19 protein-coding genes, 1 tRNA gene and 1 pseudogene are annotated in these 19,803 nt (G+C 69.1%); 11 read left to right on the forward strand and 10 right to left on the reverse strand.

Annotation, left to right across the window (positions count from 1 at the left end; translation table 11 throughout):
• The 3 genes and pseudogenes from ACYVE7_RS11880 to ACYVE7_RS11890 all read left to right on the forward strand — a co-directional run.
• A pseudogene (locus tag ACYVE7_RS11880) lies at positions 1 to 783 on the forward strand (hypothetical protein); the annotation flags it as partial.
• Positions 784 to 809: 26 nt separating this feature from the next.
• Complete coding sequence (gene orn, locus ACYVE7_RS11885) at positions 810 to 1,418, forward strand: oligoribonuclease (RefSeq protein ID WP_460364682.1); 609 nt, start codon at positions 810 to 812, stop codon at positions 1,416 to 1,418.
• Positions 1,419 to 1,487: 69 nt separating this feature from the next.
• Positions 1,488 to 1,560, forward strand: a tRNA-His gene (locus ACYVE7_RS11890).
• Positions 1,561 to 2,245: 685 nt separating this feature from the next.
• Here ACYVE7_RS11890 and ACYVE7_RS11895 read toward each other — a convergent pair.
• On the reverse strand, positions 2,246 to 2,383 hold the full coding sequence (locus ACYVE7_RS11895) for a hypothetical protein (protein WP_460364683.1): 138 nt from the start codon (positions 2,381 to 2,383) through the stop codon (positions 2,246 to 2,248).
• Between the two features lie 254 nt (positions 2,384 to 2,637).
• Between ACYVE7_RS11895 and ACYVE7_RS11900 the strand changes: the two genes are divergently transcribed.
• Both ACYVE7_RS11900 and ACYVE7_RS11905 read left to right on the forward strand, forming a co-directional pair.
• Positions 2,638 to 3,459 (forward strand): helix-turn-helix domain-containing protein, encoded by an 822-nt coding sequence (locus tag ACYVE7_RS11900; RefSeq protein ID WP_460364684.1) that lies wholly within the window; start codon positions 2,638 to 2,640, stop codon positions 3,457 to 3,459.
• Positions 3,456 to 3,650 (forward strand): DUF397 domain-containing protein, encoded by a 195-nt coding sequence (locus tag ACYVE7_RS11905; RefSeq protein ID WP_460364685.1) that lies wholly within the window; start codon positions 3,456 to 3,458, stop codon positions 3,648 to 3,650. Before ACYVE7_RS11900 ends, ACYVE7_RS11905 begins: the two co-directional genes overlap by 4 nt.
• Positions 3,651 to 3,707: 57 nt before the next feature.
• Here the strand turns inward: ACYVE7_RS11905 and ACYVE7_RS11910 are convergent, their stop codons facing one another.
• The gene (locus tag ACYVE7_RS11910) at positions 3,708 to 4,760 is read right to left on the reverse strand and encodes a hypothetical protein (RefSeq protein ID WP_460364686.1); all 1,053 of its coding nucleotides are present in this window, start codon (positions 4,758 to 4,760) and stop codon (positions 3,708 to 3,710) included.
• 297 nt (positions 4,761 to 5,057) lie between these two features.
• Here ACYVE7_RS11910 and ACYVE7_RS11915 point away from each other — a divergent pair, with 297 nt between their 5' ends.
• The 3 genes from ACYVE7_RS11915 to ACYVE7_RS11925 all read left to right on the forward strand — a co-directional run bounded on the left by ACYVE7_RS11915 (position 5,058) and on the right by ACYVE7_RS11925 (position 7,334).
• Positions 5,058 to 5,864: an SAM-dependent methyltransferase gene (locus tag ACYVE7_RS11915; protein WP_460364687.1), complete on the forward strand. Its 807-nt coding sequence runs from the start codon at positions 5,058 to 5,060 to the stop codon at positions 5,862 to 5,864.
• 73 nt (positions 5,865 to 5,937) lie between these two features.
• Positions 5,938 to 6,945 carry an adenosine deaminase gene (gene add, locus ACYVE7_RS11920; RefSeq protein ID WP_460364688.1) on the forward strand — a complete coding sequence of 336 codons (1,008 nt, stop codon included), beginning with the start codon at positions 5,938 to 5,940 and terminating at the stop codon, positions 6,943 to 6,945.
• 35 nt (positions 6,946 to 6,980) lie between these two features.
• Positions 6,981 to 7,334, forward strand: coding sequence for a VOC family protein (locus tag ACYVE7_RS11925; RefSeq protein WP_460364689.1), 354 nt, complete (start codon positions 6,981 to 6,983; stop codon positions 7,332 to 7,334).
• Here ACYVE7_RS11925 and ACYVE7_RS11930 read toward each other — a convergent pair.
• Complete coding sequence (locus ACYVE7_RS11930; protein ID WP_460364690.1) at positions 7,331 to 8,029, reverse strand: hypothetical protein; 699 nt, start codon at positions 8,027 to 8,029, stop codon at positions 7,331 to 7,333. The two genes, ACYVE7_RS11925 and ACYVE7_RS11930, sit on opposite strands and share 4 nt — an antisense overlap.
• Positions 8,030 to 8,154: 125 nt before the next feature.
• Between ACYVE7_RS11930 and ACYVE7_RS11935 the strand changes: the two genes are divergently transcribed.
• Together ACYVE7_RS11935 and ACYVE7_RS11940 are read left to right on the forward strand one after the other, a co-directional pair.
• Positions 8,155 to 9,117, forward strand: a complete 963-nt coding sequence (locus tag ACYVE7_RS11935; protein WP_460364691.1) for a hypothetical protein — start codon at positions 8,155 to 8,157, stop codon at positions 9,115 to 9,117.
• 67 nt (positions 9,118 to 9,184) lie between these two features.
• Positions 9,185 to 9,682 (forward strand): class I SAM-dependent methyltransferase, encoded by a 498-nt coding sequence (locus ACYVE7_RS11940; RefSeq protein ID WP_460364700.1) that lies wholly within the window; start codon positions 9,185 to 9,187, stop codon positions 9,680 to 9,682.
• A 5-nt stretch (positions 9,683 to 9,687) separates the two neighbouring features.
• On the opposite strand, the gene ACYVE7_RS11945 is transcribed toward ACYVE7_RS11940, so the two are convergent.
• From ACYVE7_RS11945 to ACYVE7_RS11965, 5 genes are read right to left on the reverse strand one after another with little or no spacing between them, the layout of a single operon-like run.
• Positions 9,688 to 11,244 carry a caspase, EACC1-associated type gene (locus ACYVE7_RS11945; RefSeq protein ID WP_460364692.1) on the reverse strand — a complete coding sequence of 519 codons (1,557 nt, stop codon included), beginning with the start codon at positions 11,242 to 11,244 and terminating at the stop codon, positions 9,688 to 9,690.
• A 21-nt stretch (positions 11,245 to 11,265) separates the two neighbouring features.
• Positions 11,266 to 11,631 (reverse strand): hypothetical protein, encoded by a 366-nt coding sequence (locus tag ACYVE7_RS11950; protein WP_460364693.1) that lies wholly within the window; start codon positions 11,629 to 11,631, stop codon positions 11,266 to 11,268.
• Entirely contained in the window at positions 11,628 to 12,383 is a 756-nt protein-coding gene (locus ACYVE7_RS11955) for a hypothetical protein (RefSeq protein ID WP_460364694.1), read from the reverse strand. The genes ACYVE7_RS11950 and ACYVE7_RS11955 overlap by 4 nt, the downstream gene beginning before the upstream one ends.
• Positions 12,384 to 12,394: 11 nt before the next feature.
• Positions 12,395 to 12,715, reverse strand: a complete 321-nt coding sequence (locus tag ACYVE7_RS11960) for a hypothetical protein (protein WP_460364695.1) — start codon at positions 12,713 to 12,715, stop codon at positions 12,395 to 12,397.
• Positions 12,715 to 13,596 carry a hypothetical protein gene (locus tag ACYVE7_RS11965; RefSeq protein ID WP_460364696.1) on the reverse strand — a complete coding sequence of 294 codons (882 nt, stop codon included), beginning with the start codon at positions 13,594 to 13,596 and terminating at the stop codon, positions 12,715 to 12,717. The genes ACYVE7_RS11960 and ACYVE7_RS11965 overlap by 1 nt, the downstream gene beginning before the upstream one ends.
• Positions 13,597 to 13,723: 127 nt before the next feature.
• Here ACYVE7_RS11965 and ACYVE7_RS11970 point away from each other — a divergent pair, with 127 nt between their 5' ends.
• Positions 13,724 to 17,104 (forward strand): NACHT domain-containing protein, encoded by a 3,381-nt coding sequence (locus tag ACYVE7_RS11970; RefSeq protein WP_460364697.1) that lies wholly within the window; start codon positions 13,724 to 13,726, stop codon positions 17,102 to 17,104.
• 38 nt (positions 17,105 to 17,142) lie between these two features.
• Here the strand turns inward: ACYVE7_RS11970 and ACYVE7_RS11975 are convergent, their stop codons facing one another.
• A complete protein-coding gene (locus ACYVE7_RS11975) occupies positions 17,143 to 19,215 on the reverse strand; it encodes a right-handed parallel beta-helix repeat-containing protein (protein ID WP_460364698.1) in 2,073 nt (690 codons plus the stop codon).
• A 173-nt stretch (positions 19,216 to 19,388) separates the two neighbouring features.
• A partial coding sequence (locus ACYVE7_RS11980; protein ID WP_460364699.1) for a hypothetical protein occupies positions 19,389 to 19,803 on the reverse strand: 415 nt, incomplete at its 5' end.

Genomic DNA, 19,803 nt, shown 5'->3' on the forward strand with positions numbered 1-19,803 from the left:
GTGCAGATCGTCGGAGCGCAGCAGCCGGCGGGCGGCCCGCCGCGGCCCCCGTCCAGCAGCGGGCAGGAGATGCTGCTGGCGCTGCTCGGCGGCGGCGCCGTAGTCGTGATCTTGGCTTTGGTGGCGCTGTTCGTGGTCCTCGACAAGGACGGCGAACAGCCCGAACCGCCCATCGCGATCACCACGTCGGCGTCGCCCGTGCCGTCCTCCCCCGCGCCCAGCACGCCCGGGAGCACCACCACCTCCCCCGTCATCGGGACGATCACCGACGACCGGGCGGGCCTGTCCTACACGCGGCTCGGCGGCCGGTGGGCCATCGACAGCCCGTCCGAGGCGACCCGCGCCCGGCTCGGCTTCACCAGCGGCGAACTGGCGATCGTCCAGGAGAACTACGACGGCAAGGGCGGCAAATGGTCCGCCTCGATCAACGGGCTCGAACTGCCGTCCACGGTCTTCTACACCGGCGGCGACCTCCAGGCCGCCGCCAAAGCCTACTTCGGCTCCATCCTGCGCCCCAGCCTGTACCCGGGCACCCAGAACACCGTCGAGACGATCTCGTCGAAGAGCTACACCGTCAGCGGCAAGAAGGCCTGGTACTACGAGGTCAAGCTCAGCTACCCCGAAGCCGCCACCAAGAACTACAACTTCCGCAGCGAAGCCGGAGTCCTCATCCTCATCGACCGGCCAGGAAAACGACCCGCCGGGATCTTCCTCTCCGTTCCCGACAGCCACCACAACCTCGGCGATATCGCCGCCGTCGTGGACTCGTTGAAGACCCAGTAGCCGTTCGTTCCCATAAGGTAATGGACATGAACGACAGGCTGGTATGGGTCGACTGCGAGATGACCGGGCTCGACCTTGAGAAGGACGCCCTGATCGAGATCGCCGTCCTGATCACCGATCCGGAGTTGAACATCCTCGACGAGGGCCTCGATGTGGTGATCAAGCCCCCGGAAGAGGCGCTCGCCCAGATGAACAAGGTGGTACGCACCATGCACACCACCTCCGGCCTGCTCAAAGAACTCCCCGACGGCATCCCGCTCGCCGACGCCGAAACCCTCGTCCTGGACTACATCAAGACCCACGTCCCGGACGCCAACAAGGCGCCCCTGTGCGGCAACAGCATCGCCACCGACCGCGGCTTCATCGCCCGCGACATGCCGGCCCTGGACTCCCACCTCCACTACCGGATGATCGACGTCAGCTCGATCAAGGAGCTGTCCCGCCGCTGGTACCCGCGCGTCTACTTCGCGAGCCCCGACAAGAACGGCGGCCACCGCGCCCTCGCCGACATCACCGAATCGATCCGCGAACTCAAGTACTACCGCGCCGCCGTGTTCGTCCCCCAGCCGGGCCCCGACACGGAAACCTCCCGCGCCCTCGCCGCCAAGATCGTCGCCGAGTCCGAAACCAAGTAACAACCACCCCCCGAAACCCGCTACACTAAATCTCGCCGCCGCAAGGGGAATCCCCCAAACCGGCGCATGGTGGGTGTAGCTCAGTTGGCAGAGCACCAGGTTGTGATCCTGGGTGTCGCCGGTTCAAGCCCGGTCACTCACCCGAGGCGGGCCTCCATGGTCGGGTTTTCAACCCTTCCGGGAGGCCCGCAGTGTTTTCCCGGGGGATGACCCCCGGAGCCCCCAGCCATTAGAGTCAACTGCTTCGGGCCTCGCTTTGCTCGGGCTGTGATTTTTGGGGCTTCGCCCGGCGAAGGGCTTCGCCCCTCGCGCTCCCCCACGGGTCCGGTTGTGACAGTGGTCTTGGGGGTCCGGCCGGGGGCTGGTGGTTCGAGTGCTTCTGGCGGTGAGGAGCAAAGGCCGCCGGACCGGGTCCTGTGGCAGATGCTCGCTCATGGGCGGCGAGTGCCCCGCCGGTTCCGCACCACCAGGATCGGCGACAGGAATACCGTGGGTGGCGTGAGTAGTAGCGCGGCCACCAGTTTGGGGCTGCTCACTGCTGATCCGGGTCATTGGGGAGTGGGAGTACGTCGGGTGCGGCGTTGGTGCCGCGTGGGGGGTAGGTGCGCTGGGACGGCGTGCACGCGACCGTGCCGGCTTCGTGCTCCCACCATTGCCCTACGTAGATCACCGGGCAGCGGCAATGCGCGCAGGGGTATCGCTGGTTGGTCAACGGCTCGCTCACCGGTGCTTGCCTCCCGCTTCACGGATTGGCTCGAGCAGGATCAGTCCGAGTAGTACGGCTGCGAGTCCGGTCGGCAGCATCGAGCCCGCGATGCCCGGTGTCGTCACACCGTGCTTTCGATCTTGGCCTGGTCGGCCAGCGCGGTGCCCAGCGCCTCTGGGGAGTCCTCGATCAAGGTCATCGCGAGGCCCGCGCGGATCTCGGCGAAGGTCAGACCGATCCGGTCCAACCGTGTCGCCATGACTGATCCCTGATTCCTCGATGGCCGGATATACCAGCCTTTGTGCAACTCACCGAGCCGTGCGCATTCCTGCTCGTCCATGCCCAAACCCCTCGCGATTTCGTCTCCGGTTCGTGTAACCAGAGTCACGCTTCGGAGCTACCGTGGGCTAGGAACCACCGGACACCGGACGGCAACCAAAAGGCGTACCAGAAAGCTAGATCGACTAAACCGCGCCACTTGGTATCACGGCCTCGACCCCCGGAGATCGCACCATGGCAGCACAGCGAGACCCCTACGAAGCACCGGCAATCCGTGCGTTCGGCATCGCGCTCACCACGTATCGCGAAGCGGCGGGGCTCAACAAGACGGAGCTCGCCGAGAAGCTGGGCTGCACGCCTGCCTACGTCGGCCAGATCGAGGCCGCGAAGAACATGCCGTCAAGGCCGTTCGCCCAGGACCTCGACGTGTTCTTCCAGACAGGCGGCCTGTTCTTCCGGTTCTGGAAGCTGATCAGCGACACTCGGCATCTCGCGACGATCCCCCCGGGATTTGCCCGGTACGTCGAACTCGAAGGTGTCGCGAACGAGATCCGGAAGTTCGAGGCGCTGCTCATCGCCGGACTCTTTCAGACCGAATCATATGCCCGCGCCATAATGGGCTCCCTTATGGGGCCTGATGTGATCGACGATGCGACTACGGCGAGAGTCAAGCGCAAGGAGGCGCTTTTCCGACCCAATCCGCCGAACGTCTTTCTCGTCATTGACGAATGGGCGCTCAACCGCATCATCGGCAGCGTCGAGATCATGCGTGAGCAACTCGCTCACCTGCTGGAACTTTCCGATCGGCCTCATATCAACATACAGATCCTCCCGCACGACACGGAGCACTATGTTGCGTTCTCGGGGAGCTTTAGTTTGCTCAAGTTCGAGGAGATGGAGCCGGTCAGCTACATCGAGGCGGCGGGCCAAGGGAACCTGATCGAGGAAACGCGTGCGGTGACAAGTTGTGCCGTACGGTATGACTTGCTCCGAGGTCATGCGTACTCCGTGCCAGAGTCACGGAAGCTCATCAGGAAAGCGATGGAGAGCCTATGAACGATGCATCAGTCGTCCGCTGGCGTAAGAGCAGCTACAGCGGAGCTGAGGGCGGGGACTGCGTCGAGGTCGCCGGACTCTCCTTGAGAGTCATGGTGCGGGACTCCAAGAACCATGACCGCCCCGCGCTGGCGTTCGGCCGTAGTGCGTTCGACCGGCTCACCCGGGAGATCCGCGCCGGACGCCACTAACCCCCAGCGAACGAACATCGTTCAGCCCTCGTTCCGATTCGTCGGGCGGGGGCTGAGTCATTCCCGGGGGCGTGACGGGGAGGGAGCGGAAGAAGTCCGGGTTGACAGGTAAGCGGCGGCCCAGAGGTAGAGGGATGCAGAAGGATGGCCTAGGCAGAGGCTCAGGGTGAAGAGGGCGTCGAGGGGATCGGTGGGGAGCCCGGGGGGTGTGAACAGGAGGGTCTGGGCGAGTACTGCGGCGAGGAGGAGGGGGAGAGCCTTGCGTAGGGGCAGGAGGAGGAGAGCTGCTGTGCTGAAGATCGCGAGGAGGGCGTCGGCGGAGATGATGAGGACGATCGGGGATTCTTGGCTGTAGGCCACGAGGGCGGCGGCCAGGGCGGTGACCGTCAGGGTCGGCCAGGCTTTTCTTGGGGCGGCGAAGACCAGTTTGATCATGACGGCTGGCGGGAGGGCTGTCATGACCAGGAAAAATGCCAGGACGCGACGTGAGCTCTCGCCGGCCTCAGAGGTGTAGAGCGCGAGTTGCAGCGCTGCCGGGAGGAGCACCGGGAGGAGCCAGAGGAGGGGCGGGCTGATCAGGCCCTGGCGGTCCGGGTGGCGGCTCTTCAAGGCGGCTGCGGTGAAGAGCGTGATGGGGAGGGCCGTCCAGAGGACGTCGGCGCCGCCCTCCACGAGGGTGCCGGGGAGTGAGTCGTCCAGAGCGTCCGTGGGCCAGGCATGCCAGCGGGCGAGGAGTTCGGCCGCTGGAAGCAGGAGGGCCAGGAGCCAGCGGCGGCGGCCGCGGTAGAGGACCAGCGCGCAGGCCAGGGGGAGGCCGGCTGCCAGCGGAAGGTGGGGGCCGGTCGCGATCGGCAGTGCCCAGAAGAGAAGTGCCGCTGCCAGAAGGGTGCCGGGGCGCTCCCGCCGCAGACGTTCCGACCGGTCCAGTGCCAGAAAGAACTGCAGGCCGACTGAGCCCGACAGGGCCGCTGCCATCCAGACCACGCTCCGCCAGGACAGTTCGTCCCACTCGACGAGGGAGGACGTGTCCATCAGCGTCCACAGCAGTGCGTCCGCCAGCCCGAAAAGGGCTATCGGAGCATAAGTATTCAGGAACCTTCTTTCAGGCATGAGCGGTAATCTTACGGCTATTTCGGACTCCGAGAGGTCGTGGTCCTACGGCTGACCTGGGCGTGCCGGCCATGGATGACGTCAGCCGCGAGCCCGGTCTGCCTGCGGCCGCCGCTGACGCCGTGGCCGGGATCGAGCCGGCCTCCGCACGAGCAATCCCGGCTGCGCCGCCGTGCGTCCGCATTCCGGCTCTTGGGGTTGTGTGTGAAGAGATTGTTTCCGGGGGGTTTGGGGTGGGGGTTTGGGCGTAGCGTCGGGGGACGGACTTTGGAGAGAGGGCTGGGAGGGGATTCGGGCGTGAGTGAGGTGGAGCGGGGGCGGGCGAAGGTTGATATGTCGGTGGCGCATTCGGCTCGGATCTGGAATTACTGGCTCGGAGGGAAGGACAACTTCGAGATCGACCGGGTGGTCGGGGATCGCCATGCGGAGACGTTTCCCGGGATCGTCGAGGTCGCGCGGCAGGTGCGGGGGTTTCTGGTCCGGGCGGTGACTCTGCTGGCCGGGGAAGAAGGCATCGAGCAGTTCCTCGATATCGGGACGGGGCTGCCGACCGCCGACAACACGCATGAGGTCGCGCAGCGGATCACGCCGCACGCGCGGATCGTGTACGTCGACAACGATCCGCTGGTGCTCGTCCATGCGCAGGCGCTGCTGACCAGCAGCACGGGCGGGGTCACCGACTATATCGAGGCCGATGTCAGAGAGCCGGAACGGATCATCGCGGAAGCGCGCAAGACGCTCGACTTCGACAAGCCGGTCGGGCTGATGATGCTCGGCGTGCTCGGGCAGATCCCCGACTCCGACGACCCGCACGGCATCGTCCGGCGGCTGCTGGCGGAGCTCGCTCCCGGCAGCTTTCTCGTCGTGGAGGACGGAGTCGACATCGACCCCGCGCAGAACGCCGCGATCGACGTCTACAACACCAATCCGGTGTCGTCGGCCTCCTACCATCTGCGCAGCCCCGCCGAGCTCGGCCGTTACTTCGAGGGCCTGGAACTGCTGACGCCCGGAGTGGTGTCCTGTTCACGGTGGCGGCCCGCCGGGGCGACGTTCCGGGAGCGGCCCGAAGTGCCCGACTACTGCGGTGTCGGCCGGAAGCCGTGACGAAGACAGAACGACGGGAATTCGTGACACGAACGATCGTTCGATGAGGCAGGGGCGGCTTATTCTGAACGGTATGCGTGAGGCTCTGGAACGGCTGCCCAAAGTGGAACTGCACTGCCACGTCGAAGGGACGATGCGGCCCGAGACGGTCGTGGAACTGGCCCGGAAGAACGGTGTGGAACTGCCCGCGGGGGACGTCACCGAGCTGTACTCCTATGGGTCGCTGCAAGAGTTCCTTTCGGTGTTCTGGCTGGTCCAGTCGGTGCTGGTCAGCCGGGAGGACTGGGCGCGGCTCGCCTACGAGTCGGTGCTGGACGGGGCGGCGCACGGGCGCGTCTACGCCGAGATGTTCTTCACTCCGGCGCGGCATCTCGCGGCGGGGCAGAAACTGGCGGACATCGTCGCGGGGCTGAGCGACGGGCTGGCGGCGGGCGAAGCCGAGACCGGCAGCCGGGCCATGCTGATCGCCGACATCGACCGCGCCTACGGGCCCGCGGCGGGGCTCCAGCTCGTCGAGGAGCTCGGGGCGCTACGGCCCGAACGGGTCCTCGGAATCGGGATGGACTCCACCGAACTGGGCGTCGACCCGGCCTCGTTCGTCGAGGCATACGCGCTGGCCGCGCGGCTCGGGCTGCGCCGCACCGGGCATCAGGGCGAGAACAGTCCGGCCTCCGCGATCGCGACGGTCGTGGACGTGCTGGGCGCCGAGCGCATCGACCACGGCCTGTCCCTCGTCGACGACGCCGAGCTGGTGCGGCGGTTCGCCGGGGAACGGATCCCGCTGACGGTCTGCCCGAACTCCAACATCAGGATCGCGAACGCGTTCCCCGCGCTCGCCGACCACCCGTTCCGCCGGATGCGCGAAGCGGGCCTGCTGGCGACCCTCAACACCGACGACCCCGCGATGACCGACCTCGACCTGGGCTACGAGTACGCCTCCGTCGCCGAGACATTCGGGTACGGGTTCGCCGACATGGTGGAGATCGCGCTCGACGGAGTGGCGGCGAGCTGGCTGGACGCGTCGGACCAGGCCGCGCTCAGCACCCGCATCAGAACCGAGGCCGCCGCGCTCGCGCCTTGAGCCGCGCGCGGCGGCCGTCCTGGCAGGATGGCGGCATGGAACGTGTACTGGGCGTCGGCGGATATTTCCTGCGCGCCGCCGACCCCGCGGCACTCGGCGCGTGGTACCGCGACTGTCTGGGCCTGGACGCCGACGAGAACGGCCTGTGGCAGCCGCAGGCCGGACCGACGGTGTTCGCGACCTTCGACTCCGGCACCGGCTACTTCGGCTCCCCCACCCAGCAGACCATGGTCAACTTCCGGGTCCGCGATCTGGACGCGATGCTCGCCCAGCTACGGGCCAAGGGCGCGAACGTCGCCGAGGAAACTCAGGAAATGGACGGCGTCGGCCGTTTCGGCTGGGTCACCGACCCCGAAGGCAACCGCATCGAGCTCTGGCAACCCGCCTAACGCACGGAGACGAGTTCGATCCGCCGTTCCTTCGGCTCACGGGTGAGCGACGTGTACGGCTTGCCCTTCGGACCCATCAGCCGGCGGTCGCCCAACGGGTGGGCGAGCGGAACGGAGACGACCACGGGAAAGCGGTCCTCACTGCAGTCGGGATTGTTCACCCGGACGGTGAGGGTCAGCGCGTCCGGCCGTTCTTCGATGACGGCTTCGGCTTTCTGCGGGCAGGCGTCGCCATCCGTGAGACGCAGGAGAACCTCGCGGCCGTCCGGTGAGACCCAGGCCCTGGCCTCCGATGCACTGGCCGAGACGGTGAAGAACGGCGGGGTCAGGGGCTTCTCGGTGACGACAAAATGCATCCAGACCGTCACCGTCAGCGCACAGAAGGCGAAAGTCGCGAGAACCCAGAGGCCGACGACTTTCAGATCCCAGATCCGGGCCGTGCGCATCCTTTTCTTCGGCAGCGCGGGGCCGGCATAGGGCCGGACCACGCAGAGCTGCAGACCGAACGGACGAACACGCAGCGCGCCTTCGAGTTCCGCCTCGGCGGGACGCTCCGCGTAGAGCGTCAGCAGGACGTCGTTGCCGCCGGCCGACGCCGCCAGATAGGTGACGCCGCCGACATCGACGCTGAACCGGGAGATGAGCCGAAACGATCCGACCAGCGGCGGATCCTCGGCGGTAAGGGGGGTCGTCATGGTCGGCGCAGCGTATCCGAGCGGAGGTCGGCGCTTGCGACCGGCCGGAGGTTAGGATCGGCGTGGGAAGTGGGCGCGGCCAAGTCGGAGGGCATGTGAGGGCTCGCGGAAACCGGGCGGTCGGGGTGTCGGTTCAGCCCCGGTCGAGGGCGATCCAGGTCGGCCCGCTGACGGTCATGGTCTCGATGCCGATCGGAAGCCTGCTGACCCGATGGGCCGCGGACGCGATCACGGCCGTCTACGATCCCGATCTTCGGCCGGAGTTTCCGGAGCGGTATCCGGCGGTGTACGACAAGAACCTGCGGAAGCGGATGGACGAGGCGAAAGCCGGCGATCTGCTGATGTTCAACGGGACCACCTATGCGCTGCGCGACTACCGCGTCAGCGTGCCCGATCCGGTCACCGAGGACACGCATCTTCAGCTCAGGCTCGGGCCCACCTGCTTCTTCGACTATCTCGCGACGAACTTCTCGGCGGCGTCCGCGGATCTGCCGCTCGAGCTGCTACGGACGCTGCCCGGCAGGGACATCAGCGAGATTCCGCTGTCGAACCAGCTCGCGATGAACTTCTCGGTGATCACCGCGGACGGGATGCTGCTCTGCCAGCGGCGGTCGGCGCGGGTCGCGAACTTTCCGCTGCAGCTCGCCAACGGGATCAACGGGACGATGCAGCGCGGCGTGGACGGCCATCAGGGCGACGAGACGTCCGAGCGGAATCCCGATCCGATCGGCTGTGTGCTGCGCGAGTGCGCCGAGGAGATCGGGATCACCCCGGATCGGAAGGACGTGACCGTGTACGGGATCGTCATCGATCACCGCTACTTCCAGCCGCTGATGATCGGTGAGGTCCGGTTGCCGCTGACCGCCGAGGAGATCCAGAGCGCGGCGATGGCGTGGGCGCGCGACAAGTTCGAGTACACCTCGTTCGAGGTCGTTCCGTTGACGGCGGGGCCCGTGGTCCGCTCACTCATGACGGACACCTGGGTTCCGGTCTGCGCGGCGGCGACATTGGCGAGCGTGATCCAGCATTCGGGGCGTGCCGCGGTGGAGCGGTCGCTCGTGGCGTTCGAGAAGGTGGTCATTGCCTAGCGGCGGGGTGGACGATTTCGCGCGGCTCAGCCATCTCGAAGCGGCGAGGGCCGAACATCCGCCCACGGTGCCGATTCGGGCGAGTCTCCGGGAATTCGTCAGCGAATGCCGGACGAAACACGGGTTGAAGCCGCCGTTCCTCGATGTGGGGGCCGGTTACCGGACCAACGAGCCGGAGATCTGCGGCGACGGGCTCGTCGATTACCACACCCTCGACATCAACCCGGAGCTCGCACCCGATTTCGTCGCCGACGCGCACGACCTTTCGTTTCTGCCCGAGGAACGGTTCGCGACGGTCCTCTGCACCGAACTCCTCGAACACACACGGAACCCGTTCCAGGTCGTCGAGCAGATGCTCCGAGTGCTCGCGCCGGAAGGGCATCTGCTGGCCAGCGTTCCGTTCGCGGTGCCGATCCACCGGAAGCCGCCCCATCAGGAGGATTACTGGCGGTTCACGCCCGCCGGGCTCCTGCAGCTCTTCGCGGCGCTCCGGCAGGTCGAACTCAGGGTCGTCGGCGATCCGGCGGAACCGACCGGGACTTTCGCACTGTTCCAGAAGGAATGAGCCGGTCAGTGCCGGTAGCGGTGCGGCACGATGTCGAAATCGTCGGCGAGGGCCGCCGCCAGCGCGGCATAGGCGCGTCGGGTGCCGGCGCCGAGCGGTTCCAGCCGCTGGTAGCCCGTTCGGGGAACGCCCAGATAGCCGTCCCTGGGCAGGGGGATGACGGTGCGGCAGAGCGCGCGGGCCTCCGCGAGCGCGCGGCGGGCGTCGCCTCCCGTGCCGACGAGGGCCACCGCGGCGCGTGAGCAGAGGCCGCCGTGGCCCGCCGCCTCCAACGTGGTGAGGAGCGAGGTGAGACCGGAGATCGTGGCCGGTCCTGCGGCTCCGACCAGGACGATCTGGTCGACGTGCGGCAGCAGGTGCGCGAGCCGGTCAGGCCCGGGGTCGGCCAGGATGAGCGCGTAGTGGCCGTCGAGGGTGCGGAGCAGCCGGGCGTAGTCGACGTCGGAGAGCACGCGGTCGCCGCTCAGACCGGACGTCGCCACGTCCAGGCCGCCCTTGATCCGCGAGACGTAAGGCCGGAGGTCCTCGCGCGTGGCCACCTCGACCGCCACCAGATCGTGGACGGTCAGATGGGAATCGATCCGGACGCGTCTCGCCAGCGATCCCGCCCCCGGATCCAGATCGAGCGCGATCACCGGTTCCCGCCGGCGGCCGGCGAAGATCTGGCCGAGGGCCAGCGTGGTGGCGGTCTGCCCCGCACCGGGCGCGCAACCGAGGACCGCGATCCGGCGGGTGCCGTGGAAGGGCCGGCTGATCCTGGCCTCGTCCTGCCCGCTCCCCCGCCGGAACCGGGCCCGCCGAAGCTCCGGAGCCGGGCCCGGTCGAAGGACGGGCTCCACGCTCGGAGCCGCCGCCGCACGGCTCGCGTTCCGCACGAGACCGTGCCGGTCCGCGGTGTCGGTGCCGCGCTGGTTGGGCGGCGGCAGCCCGGCCACCTCCACCCGGCGGCGCAACCGCCGGTAGACGGCGGACAACGTCAGCCACTCCCCCTCGCCGGGAACGCCCTCGCGCAGCACGTCGAGGAGCTGACCGGTGAACGAGGTGGGCGCGTCCCGCTGCTCGGCGAGCGGCGGGACATGGGCGGCGTGGTCGCTGGCCGTCAGCGTGTAGACGCCCTGGACGTCCGTGGTGTCGGCCAGGAAGTCCGTTCCGGCGAGCGTCCGGATCGCCCTGCCCGAGTAGCAGCAGTCCAGGATGACGATCTTGACGCGGGCCGGGCTGTTCACGAGCAGGTCCCGGATCCGCTGGTACTCCAGACCCGTGACGTCCGGATCCTCGGCGACGGTGTCCTCAAGGACGAGGCAGAGTTCGCCGCGATCCTGGAGGACTCCGTGCCCGGCGAAGTAGAGCAGGAAGACGTCCTCGGTCTCCTCGGCCCAGCGGCGCAGGCTCCGGACGAGCATCGGCGCGTCACGGGGCGCGTCGACGATCGTGACCCGCTCCTGCGGCCAGCCGCCCAACGCGCGGTCGGTGAGCACCTCGCACAGGCCGGTGAGGCTGTTGGCGACCGCCGGTGTGTCGGGGAAGGCCGGATCGTCATAGCGGGAAGCGCCCACCAGCACGGCCCGGGACCGCGCCTTATCTCATGGGCGACGGGGGCGGAGGGTGAGGAGGGGTTGGAGTTGGAGGAGGAGGCCCAGGAGGGTGAAGAGGAGGAGGAAGGCGGGGTTGTCGGCCAGGGGGAGGAGGGCCAGGGCGGTGAGGAGGGTGGCGGCCGCGCCGAAGTAGGGGATCGGGGTGACGGGGCGGGTGAGGAGCAAGGTGAGGAGGGCGAGGGCGGCGAACGCGGCGCCGACGGCCGGTGGGATGAAGACGGCTCCTTCAGCGGAGCTGGGGGCCAGGGTCGCGAGGGTGGCGAAGATGGCGGCGAAGGCCGTGTAGCCGAACGCACCGAGCAGCGCCGCCACGACGGTCCGGGAGCGGCGGGCGGCGCCGCGGGGCGGGGTCATGCCCGGGTGGCGCCGGTCGCCAGATCGCGGGTCGCGCGCGGCCACGAGCCGGCGGGCGGGCCCGGGAACGCCTCGTTGGCGTTGGCCTGCGTGCGGAACACGTTCGCCTGCGTCGACATGGTGGCCTTCGCGTACAGGTAGGCGCCGCCGACCGCCGCGACCGCCACACCGATCGCCGCGAGCGCCGCCGCGATCCCGCCGACGACCGTCTCGGCCAGGGCGATCGCCGCGATGATCCCGGTGACCAGGACGATCAGCGCGGCGATGACCGCGCCCCAGAAGACCTGGATCGCCCACGCGGCCTCGTTGAGCGCCGTCCCCACGGCCGCCGCGGTGTTGGCGTAGGTGGTGAGCGCCGTCGACTGCGGGTTCAGGACCTGCCGGTAGGCGTCGGCGGCGTCGCCCTTCCACTTGTCGTCCGCCAACATGCCGTTGGCCTTGCCCGAATCGGCCTTGAAGGCGCCCGCCTCGGCACTCACCTTGCCCTGGACGTCATCGGAGTACCGCTTCTCCCCGTTCGACAGCCGGCCGGGCTCGCCCTTGTTCTTGAGGTAGTAGTTGACCTTGTCCATCAGCGCGTTCCACGCGTCGGTCACCTTCTTCCAACCGGCCTTCGCCCAGCCCTCGACGATCCCCGGCAGCTTGGAGATCGCGTCGCCCAGCGCGTCGAAGAAGGCGTTGATCTGCCGGTTCAGCTCCTCGATCTTGTCGAGGATCCGGCCGATGATCCCTTGGAAAACGGAGTCGCTCACCGGTGGCGCCATCAGAAATGCCACCCTTCCTTGATCGTCGCGTCGTTGTCCTTCTCGGTCTGCGCGTAGACGGCCGCCACCCGGTTGAGGGCGTCCGCGCCGTACTGCAGCTCCGTCGCGGCCTGGCCGCCCAGCGTCGACAGCACGGTGTTCACCGACGTGTACGTGGTGTTCGCGCCGGTCTCCTCACCCAGGAAACCGAAGCACGAGGACAGCCCCGCCTCCCCGTCGACGACCGTCTTGGCCTTGGTCATCACCTCGGCGGTGCCGTGCCATTTCTTCGCGTCGTCACGCAGGTCCTGAAGGTCCCGCTCCATCGGCTGGGGCGCCATCACTCCACCGCCTTGAACAGCATCTGCACCAGTTCGTCGATCTCCCGGACGGTCGCGTTCAGCGCCTTGACGGCTTCGGGCTGCGCGTCCTGGAGGGCCTTGCCGATCGCCCGCACCGTCTCGTCGGCGATCGACGCGTCCCGTGCGCGGGACACCCAATCGACGTCGTACGCGATCCCCGACACGGCCCCGCCGGACACGGTCACCTCGACATGCCCGTCCGTGACGACCTTGGGCGTGCCGAGCGCGTCCTTCGCCTCCTGGATCCGCTGATCCGACTCGTCGAAGATCTGGCGGGCGACGTTCATCAGGGACGTCCGGTCGAGGCTCGGGACCTGGGCGGGCACGGCCGGACGCCGGAAGTCCGGCCGCCTCCGCTGCTGACCGGCCTTACGGGCCTGCGTCTGCTTGCGTTCCTGCTCGTCGAAGAGGGTCACCCAGCCTTCCAGCCGCTGCCTGGTGGCCGCGCCCAGCGCCTCGACGACGGCCGCGCCGAGCCCTTCGGGCCGCAGGGCGGAGCGCCACTGCTGGCGCAGGGTCAGCCGGCTGACCGCGCCGGTGCCGTCGACGGTCACCCGCACCGAACCCGAGCCGTCGGACGCGGAGTACGAGCCGCCCGGGTCGGTGGTTCCGCCGATGAGGGAGGTGAATTCCTGCAGCTCGGCGGCGAGGTTCTGGAGCTCTTCGAGCTCTCTGTCCGGACGGCTGGGGAGCGGTGCGACGGGAACCCGGCGGCCCAGCCCGAAGGCGTTCTCGGGGGCCGGTTCCGCCGGGGAGGGCTTGCGCAGACGTCCCCGCGCCTCTTCGTCCGAGTTCGGGGCATGTGGCGTACTGGAGTTCAGAAGCTCACTGAGCCGATCTTCATCGGATTCACCGGACATGGAAGATCACGGTAGTGGCGGCCCCCGCCCCGTTCGTCCCCGGTTCATGGCCGCATCCGGCCACTGGACGGGCCCGAAGGAGATCAGAATGGCCTGACATGTTCCGGGTCGGTGGGAGGCGGGGTTGATGTGGGGGTTGCGGGCCGGGGCGGCGGTCGTCGGGGTGATCGCGGTGGGGATCGCGGTCAACCAGATCCTGCAGGACGGGGTCTGGAACTGGTGGGCGCTCGGCGCAGCGGTCGTGGTCGGCGCGGGCTCCGAGGCCGCCGGACGGTGGCTCGACCTCCGGGCCGCGGCCGACCCCGGGCCGGGCGGGGAGTTCGCGCAGGTCAGACGGGAGTACGCGGGACGGCTGGTGGACCGGTTCCGGCGGGTCGACCTGGAGATCCTGCTGCCGTTGAGTGAACAGGACGCCCATCCGCCGATGCAGCTCGGGCGGGTGTTCCTGCCGCAGAACGTCCGGGTGGATCCGCCGCCGCCGTCGCTCCCCCGCGAGGTGTGGCGGCGGCTCGTGGAGACGGGCGCGGTGGCCGGGGAACTGCCCGCCGAGGTGGATCGGGAGGCCGTCGAGGAGGCGCGGCGCAGGTATCTGGAACGGCCGGCCCGAGGCGTCATGGACGCGTTGGGCGAGCCGACGTCGAAGACCGCGGTGCTGCTCGGCGACCCGGGCGCCGGGAAGTCGACGCTGGCGCGGTATCTGATGCTGGCGCTGGCGTTGGAGAACCCGGCGAACCTGGCGGCGGGGGCGCTGCCGGAGTCGCTGGCGGGACGGCTGCCGCTGCTGGTGGAGTTGCGGACCTGGGCGGACCGCCGGTGGCGCGGCCAGTCGTTTCTCGACCTCCTGGACGAACTGCACCAGGGCGAAGGGGTGGGACTGCCCCGCGCGCTGCTGGAGCGGTTCCTGGACGAGGGCGGCGCGGCGCTCGTCGTGTTCGACGGCCTTGACGAGATCTTCGACCCGGAGGTGCGGGAGGAGACCGTCCGGCAGATCAGCGGGTTCGCGGCCCGGTATCCGCAGGCGCGGGTGCTGGTGACGTCCCGGATCGTCGGGTACAAGCGGAGCCTGCTGGACGCCGCCGGGTTCGCCCACTTCATGCTGCAGGACCTCGACCGCAGGCAGATCGAGCAGTTCGCGACCCGCTGGTACGCCGACTCCTCCCCCGACGACGCCACCCAGGCGAAGGCGTCGCGGGCTCGGCTGCTCGGGGCGGTGGACCGGTCGGCGCCCGTCGCGGAGCTGGCGGGCAACCCGATGCTGCTGACCATCCTCGCGATCATCGGCCGTCGCCGGGAGCTGCCGCACGACCGGTGGAAGGTGTACCAGCACGCCGTCGAGGTGCTGATCGAGCACTGGGACGTCAACCGGCACCTCCACGACCAGCGGCTGATCCTGGACGGGCGGCGGCTGCTCGACGCCGAGGACAAGCTCGCCCTGCTCCGCCGCGTCGCCCGCCGGATGCAGACGGCGCCCGCCGGGCTGGCGGGCAACCATCTGCCGGGCGCCGAACTGCGGCAGGAGTTCCATGACTATCTGACGGGGTCGTTCGGGATGCCGCAGACGCAGGCGGTGCTCGTCGCGCGGGCCATGCTGGAGCAGTTCCAGGACCGCAACTTCGTCCTCGCGCCGTTCGGGGCCGGGCTGTACGGCTTCGTCCACCGGGCGTTCCTCGAATATCTGGCCGCCGACGATCTCCACACCCAGTTCAACGCCCGTGAGCTGTCCGAGGACGGGCTGATGGGGGTCTTCGCCGATCGTTGGCGCGACCCCGCCTGGACGGAGACGCTTCTGCTGCTCGCCGCCCTCCTCCCGCCGGCCTTCCAGATGCGGGCCGTCGACCTGCTCCTGGCGGCGGACCCGGCGTGGCGGGGCCGCCGAACCCTGCCGCAGCATCTGCTGCTCGCACTGCGCATCGCCACCGAGACCCGGCATGTGGGCGCGCTCGGCCCGCGCCGCAACGACCTGAACGGCGCGCTCCTCAGCTTGCTCAACCAGGCGCGCCAGCAGACCGGACTGCGGATCGGTCTCATGGACGCGCTGGCCGAGCAGCTCAACCTGAACGACGCCGGATGGCTCGACACCGACCGTCTCGAGCGGTGGCGGCTCCGGCATCTCGACACCTGGTACCTCCTCGGGCACTTCGCAGCGCACGCCCGGATCGCCCGGCAGACCGGCGACCTGCCCCGGCTCGTCGCGACGGCGCTGGACGAGACCGCTGACGACCGTCTGCGCTGGGCTGCGGCCGAAGCGCTCAGCACGCACTGGGCGGGCGACGACGCGGCGCTGGCCGCGGTCCTGACCTGCGCGACGCACCGGACCGTCGGTCTGCGTCGAGCGGGACTGCGGGCGTTGGACGACGGCTGGACCGACCATCCGGCGACCCTGGAGGCGCTCGAGTGGAACGCCGTCCACTCCGACATACCCGAACTGCGGATCCTGGCGGCCGCCCTCATGAGCGGACGGTGGACGCGGGAGAGCGACACACTGGCCGAGCTCCTCGGACAGGTCACGGACAGCGACGCCACCCTGCGTGAGTGCGCGGTCCTCGCGCTCGCCATGGGCTGGCCCGGCGACGACCGGACTCTGGCGACGCTCAGGGACCGGGCGGTCCATGACGTCGTCGACGAGATACGCCGGGCGTCGATCCACGCTCTGGGTTCCGGTTGGGCCGGGCACGACGACATCCTTGCCCTCCTCGAGGACCGCGCGCTGAACGATCCGCACCACTCCGGCAGGCAGACCGCGATCGACCTGCTGAAGTCAGGGTGGCCGGCCGACGCCTCGGTGAGCGCCCTGATCTGGGAGATCGCCGTTCAGGACTCCAGCGAATCGGTCCGATCGACGGCGATCAGCTCCCTCGCCGTCCTGTGGCGGAACGACGATCGAGCCCTGGCCGATCTGTGCGAACGGGCCACCGACCGTGATGCCCGCGTGCGGCTCTCGGCCGTCTCCGTGCTGTGGCGGGCCTGGCCCGGCGACGACCGGGTCCTGAACGTCCTCAGCGTCCGCGCGACCTCCGACAGCGCGCTGCGGGTCCAGGAGGAAGCCCTGATCGGGTTGGGTACCGGATGGGCCGGGAGCGACGACGCGCTGTTCGTCCTGGCTGATCGCGCCCGCCACGACCGTCGCGACGCCGTGCGTCGCGCCGCCATGAGACGGCTGTCCGCCGGATGGCCGGGAGACCCCCGGGCCTTCCGGGAGCTCCTGAACCTGGCGGCCAGTGGTGAGGAGTTCCTCCGCTGGTCGGCCGTCCAGGAGCTGGGCTGGGGCTGGCCCGGTGAGGACCGCGCGTTCCCCACTCTGCGGGACAGCGCGCTGAACGACTCAGGGGCGAGCGTGCGGCGGGCGGCGGTCGCCGCGTTGGGCACGGGCTGGCCGGACGATCGCGAAGCTCTGGCCGTCCTCCACGATCGCGCGGCCGCCGACCACGACGACCACGTGAAGCAGACCGCTTCGGAGATGCTGGAGCGGATCGCCGAGGAGACGCTCCCGCCGCGAACCGCCGCCTAGCGGACGGGGCGCCGGTGGGCGCCCCGTCCCGGGGTCGGTCAGCGTTGGGAGGTGAAGGCGGCCGTTCTGGCGTAGAGCTTGTAGAGCTTGAACGGCCCCGTTCCCGGCAGGGCGCAGGCGTTGGTCAGGGTCTTGGTGGCCTTGGTGAGGGAGAGGGTCGCGCCGAGAGCGCCCGGGCTGTCGATCTGGCCGCCCATGAAGACCTTCATCTTGGTGAGCAGATTCTCGCGTTGGGCGGGTGTCGATTCCTGCCAGGAATGGCAGGTCAGTTCGGCGAGAAGGGCGTCGTCGATACGGAGTCCCTTGCCGTGGTCGTGCGGCGCCTCGGCCTCGGTGGTGCCGGTGGGAACCTTGGGCAGTGACGCCGTGGAGTTCGGCGGCCGGGCCGGTGACTTGAACCAGGGGCAGGGGCCGCCCGGTTTCAGATCGGCCATGCAGGTGAGGAGTTCGGCCTCGTTGACGATATGGCCGGTCCCGAAACTCGCCCACGGCTGGGTGCCGTTGAAGCAGTTCGGCAGGAACATCGGCGACGATTTCACCTTGCCGTTGTCCCACCAGCAGTTACCGAGGTTGAACGGGAACGAGTCCCACCAGAAGTCGAGGCCGTTGCCCGTCATCTGGTTGCCGTGGAACTGGTTCCGGTGCGACGTCGACAGTTTCAGCGGATCGCAGCCGACCAGCGGGGTGTCGCCGCACACGAACGCATCCGGGACGGCGAACAGCATCGCGCCGCGCCGCCAGTTGTCGCTGAACTTGTTGTTCCGGACGATGTTGTCGTTGCCGCCCGCGATCCACATTCCGGTTCCGACCGGTACCGGAACCGTCGGCACCACGTCGCTGCCCGGCAGGTAGGGGTTGAAGTTGTTGCCGTAGAAATGGTTGTTCTCGACGAGGTCGCCCTGCTGCGGGAAACCGGGGTGTCCGGCCGCGGTGAAAACGTCGGTGGTGAAGCCGAGCCCGTTGTCGTAGAAGTTGTTGTGGTGCAGCCAGGTGGCGTTTCCGTCGGTGCCGGAGTAGCCGCTGGTGTTGTGGTGGGAGTCGCAGAGCCGGATCTCCTGGCTGTACCGGGCGATCGGGTAGATCTTCTCGTCGCGGCCCACGTTGGTCTTGGCGCCGGAGCCCGGATAGAGGCCGGAGTCGCCGCTGCCGGCCGCTTCGCAGTTCTGCACCAGACCGTGGTCCTCGACGAAAGTCAGCAGCCCGTACTCGCCGTTGTAGTAAGCCTTAAAGCGGTCGAGCTGGTAGCCGTTGGACTCCAGCACATAGATGCCGTGCTCGTTGGCGTGCCGCACCGTGACGTTCCGGAGCACGAACCCGTCGGCCCGGTCGGCGCGGATCCCGACGTCCTTCACGGAGTTGCGCGGGCCGTGGTTGCCCGACGACGCGTCACCCGCCTCGACGATCACGTCGTCGGCGCTCACGCCCGACCCTTCGAGCTGCAGGTTGCAGCGGACGCAGGGGCCGAGGTTGGGGATGCCGTGCCGGTCGAGACGCGGCGGGTCGGGGTCGACTCCGGTGCCGGGGGCGCGGCCCATCACGGCGATCAGGTTGGCGTCGTTCGGGCACATCACCTCACCGGTGTAGGAGAGGGCACCGGTGGAGAGCTTGTACTGCTCGCACGCGGGGTCGTGGGTGGGTTTGGCGCGTGACGTCGGCTCGGTGTACAGGCCGGGCATGACCACGACCCGGTCGTTGTTGCCGGAGTCGTTCACCGCGGGCTGGATCTCGTCGTACGCGCAGAGCGCCAGCAGCGCCTTGTTGACGCGCAGCAGTTCGGCCGCCTCCGCCGCGCTGAACGAGCGCTTGTCGGACGGCCTGAGCTCATACCCCGACGTCCTGGCCTTGCTGATCGCCGTTTCGAGCCGTTCCATCGAGTCCGGCCGGCACACCACCCGGGTCTCGCTGTCGGCCGGCGGCACGACCGCCGACGCCAGATCCCGCGCCGCCGGCACCTTCCCGCCCGCGCACGGGCTGATCGAACAGTCCTCCCCCGGCAGCGCCCAGTAGGAGGGACGCTCGATATGCGCCCCCGCCATCAGCGAAGCCCCGAGGACCAGGGACACGACCCCGGCCGTCACCGCCGAAACGCGGCCCACCCATCGTCTGCCCACACGCATCTCCCGCCTAAGCGAAGCCACCGCGCCCGATCATGTGCGGGGACGCTAACACCACCCCACCCCCGAACGTGAGGGCCCCTCACGATCAAAGTTCCCTCCGGCCACAACCAGCCACCCCTCCCCCACCCCTTGACCCGGGGCCGTCAGAGGAGCACCAGGACCGACGGCTAGGTGGTGGGGTGGATCTCGGTGATGAGGGCGGTGGCGTTGTCGCGGCCGCCCAGGCGTTCGGCGCGGGTGATGAGGGCAGCGGCGAGGGCGGGGGCGTGGGGGTAGGCGTCGGCCATGGCGGCGAGTTCGGTGCCGAACCAGAGGGTGTCGGGGAGGGCGGCGCCGTCGCTGAGCAGCAGGAGGAGATCGCCGGGCAGGAGGGGGAGGTCGGTGACGAAGGGCGCCTCGCAGTCGCCGCCGAGGTTCTGGGTGAGGGCCGAGGAGCCGAGGACGGCGGCCGGGTCGATCAGCCGGCTCTCGGCCAGGACGGTCTGGTCGGGGGTGAGCCGCCGCGCGACCCGCCGCCGGTCGGGGCCGGGACGGACCAGCCAGGCGGGGCTGTCGCCCACCGAGTGGAGACGGGCCCGCCCG

Source organism: Actinocorallia lasiicapitis (assembly GCF_054778695.1).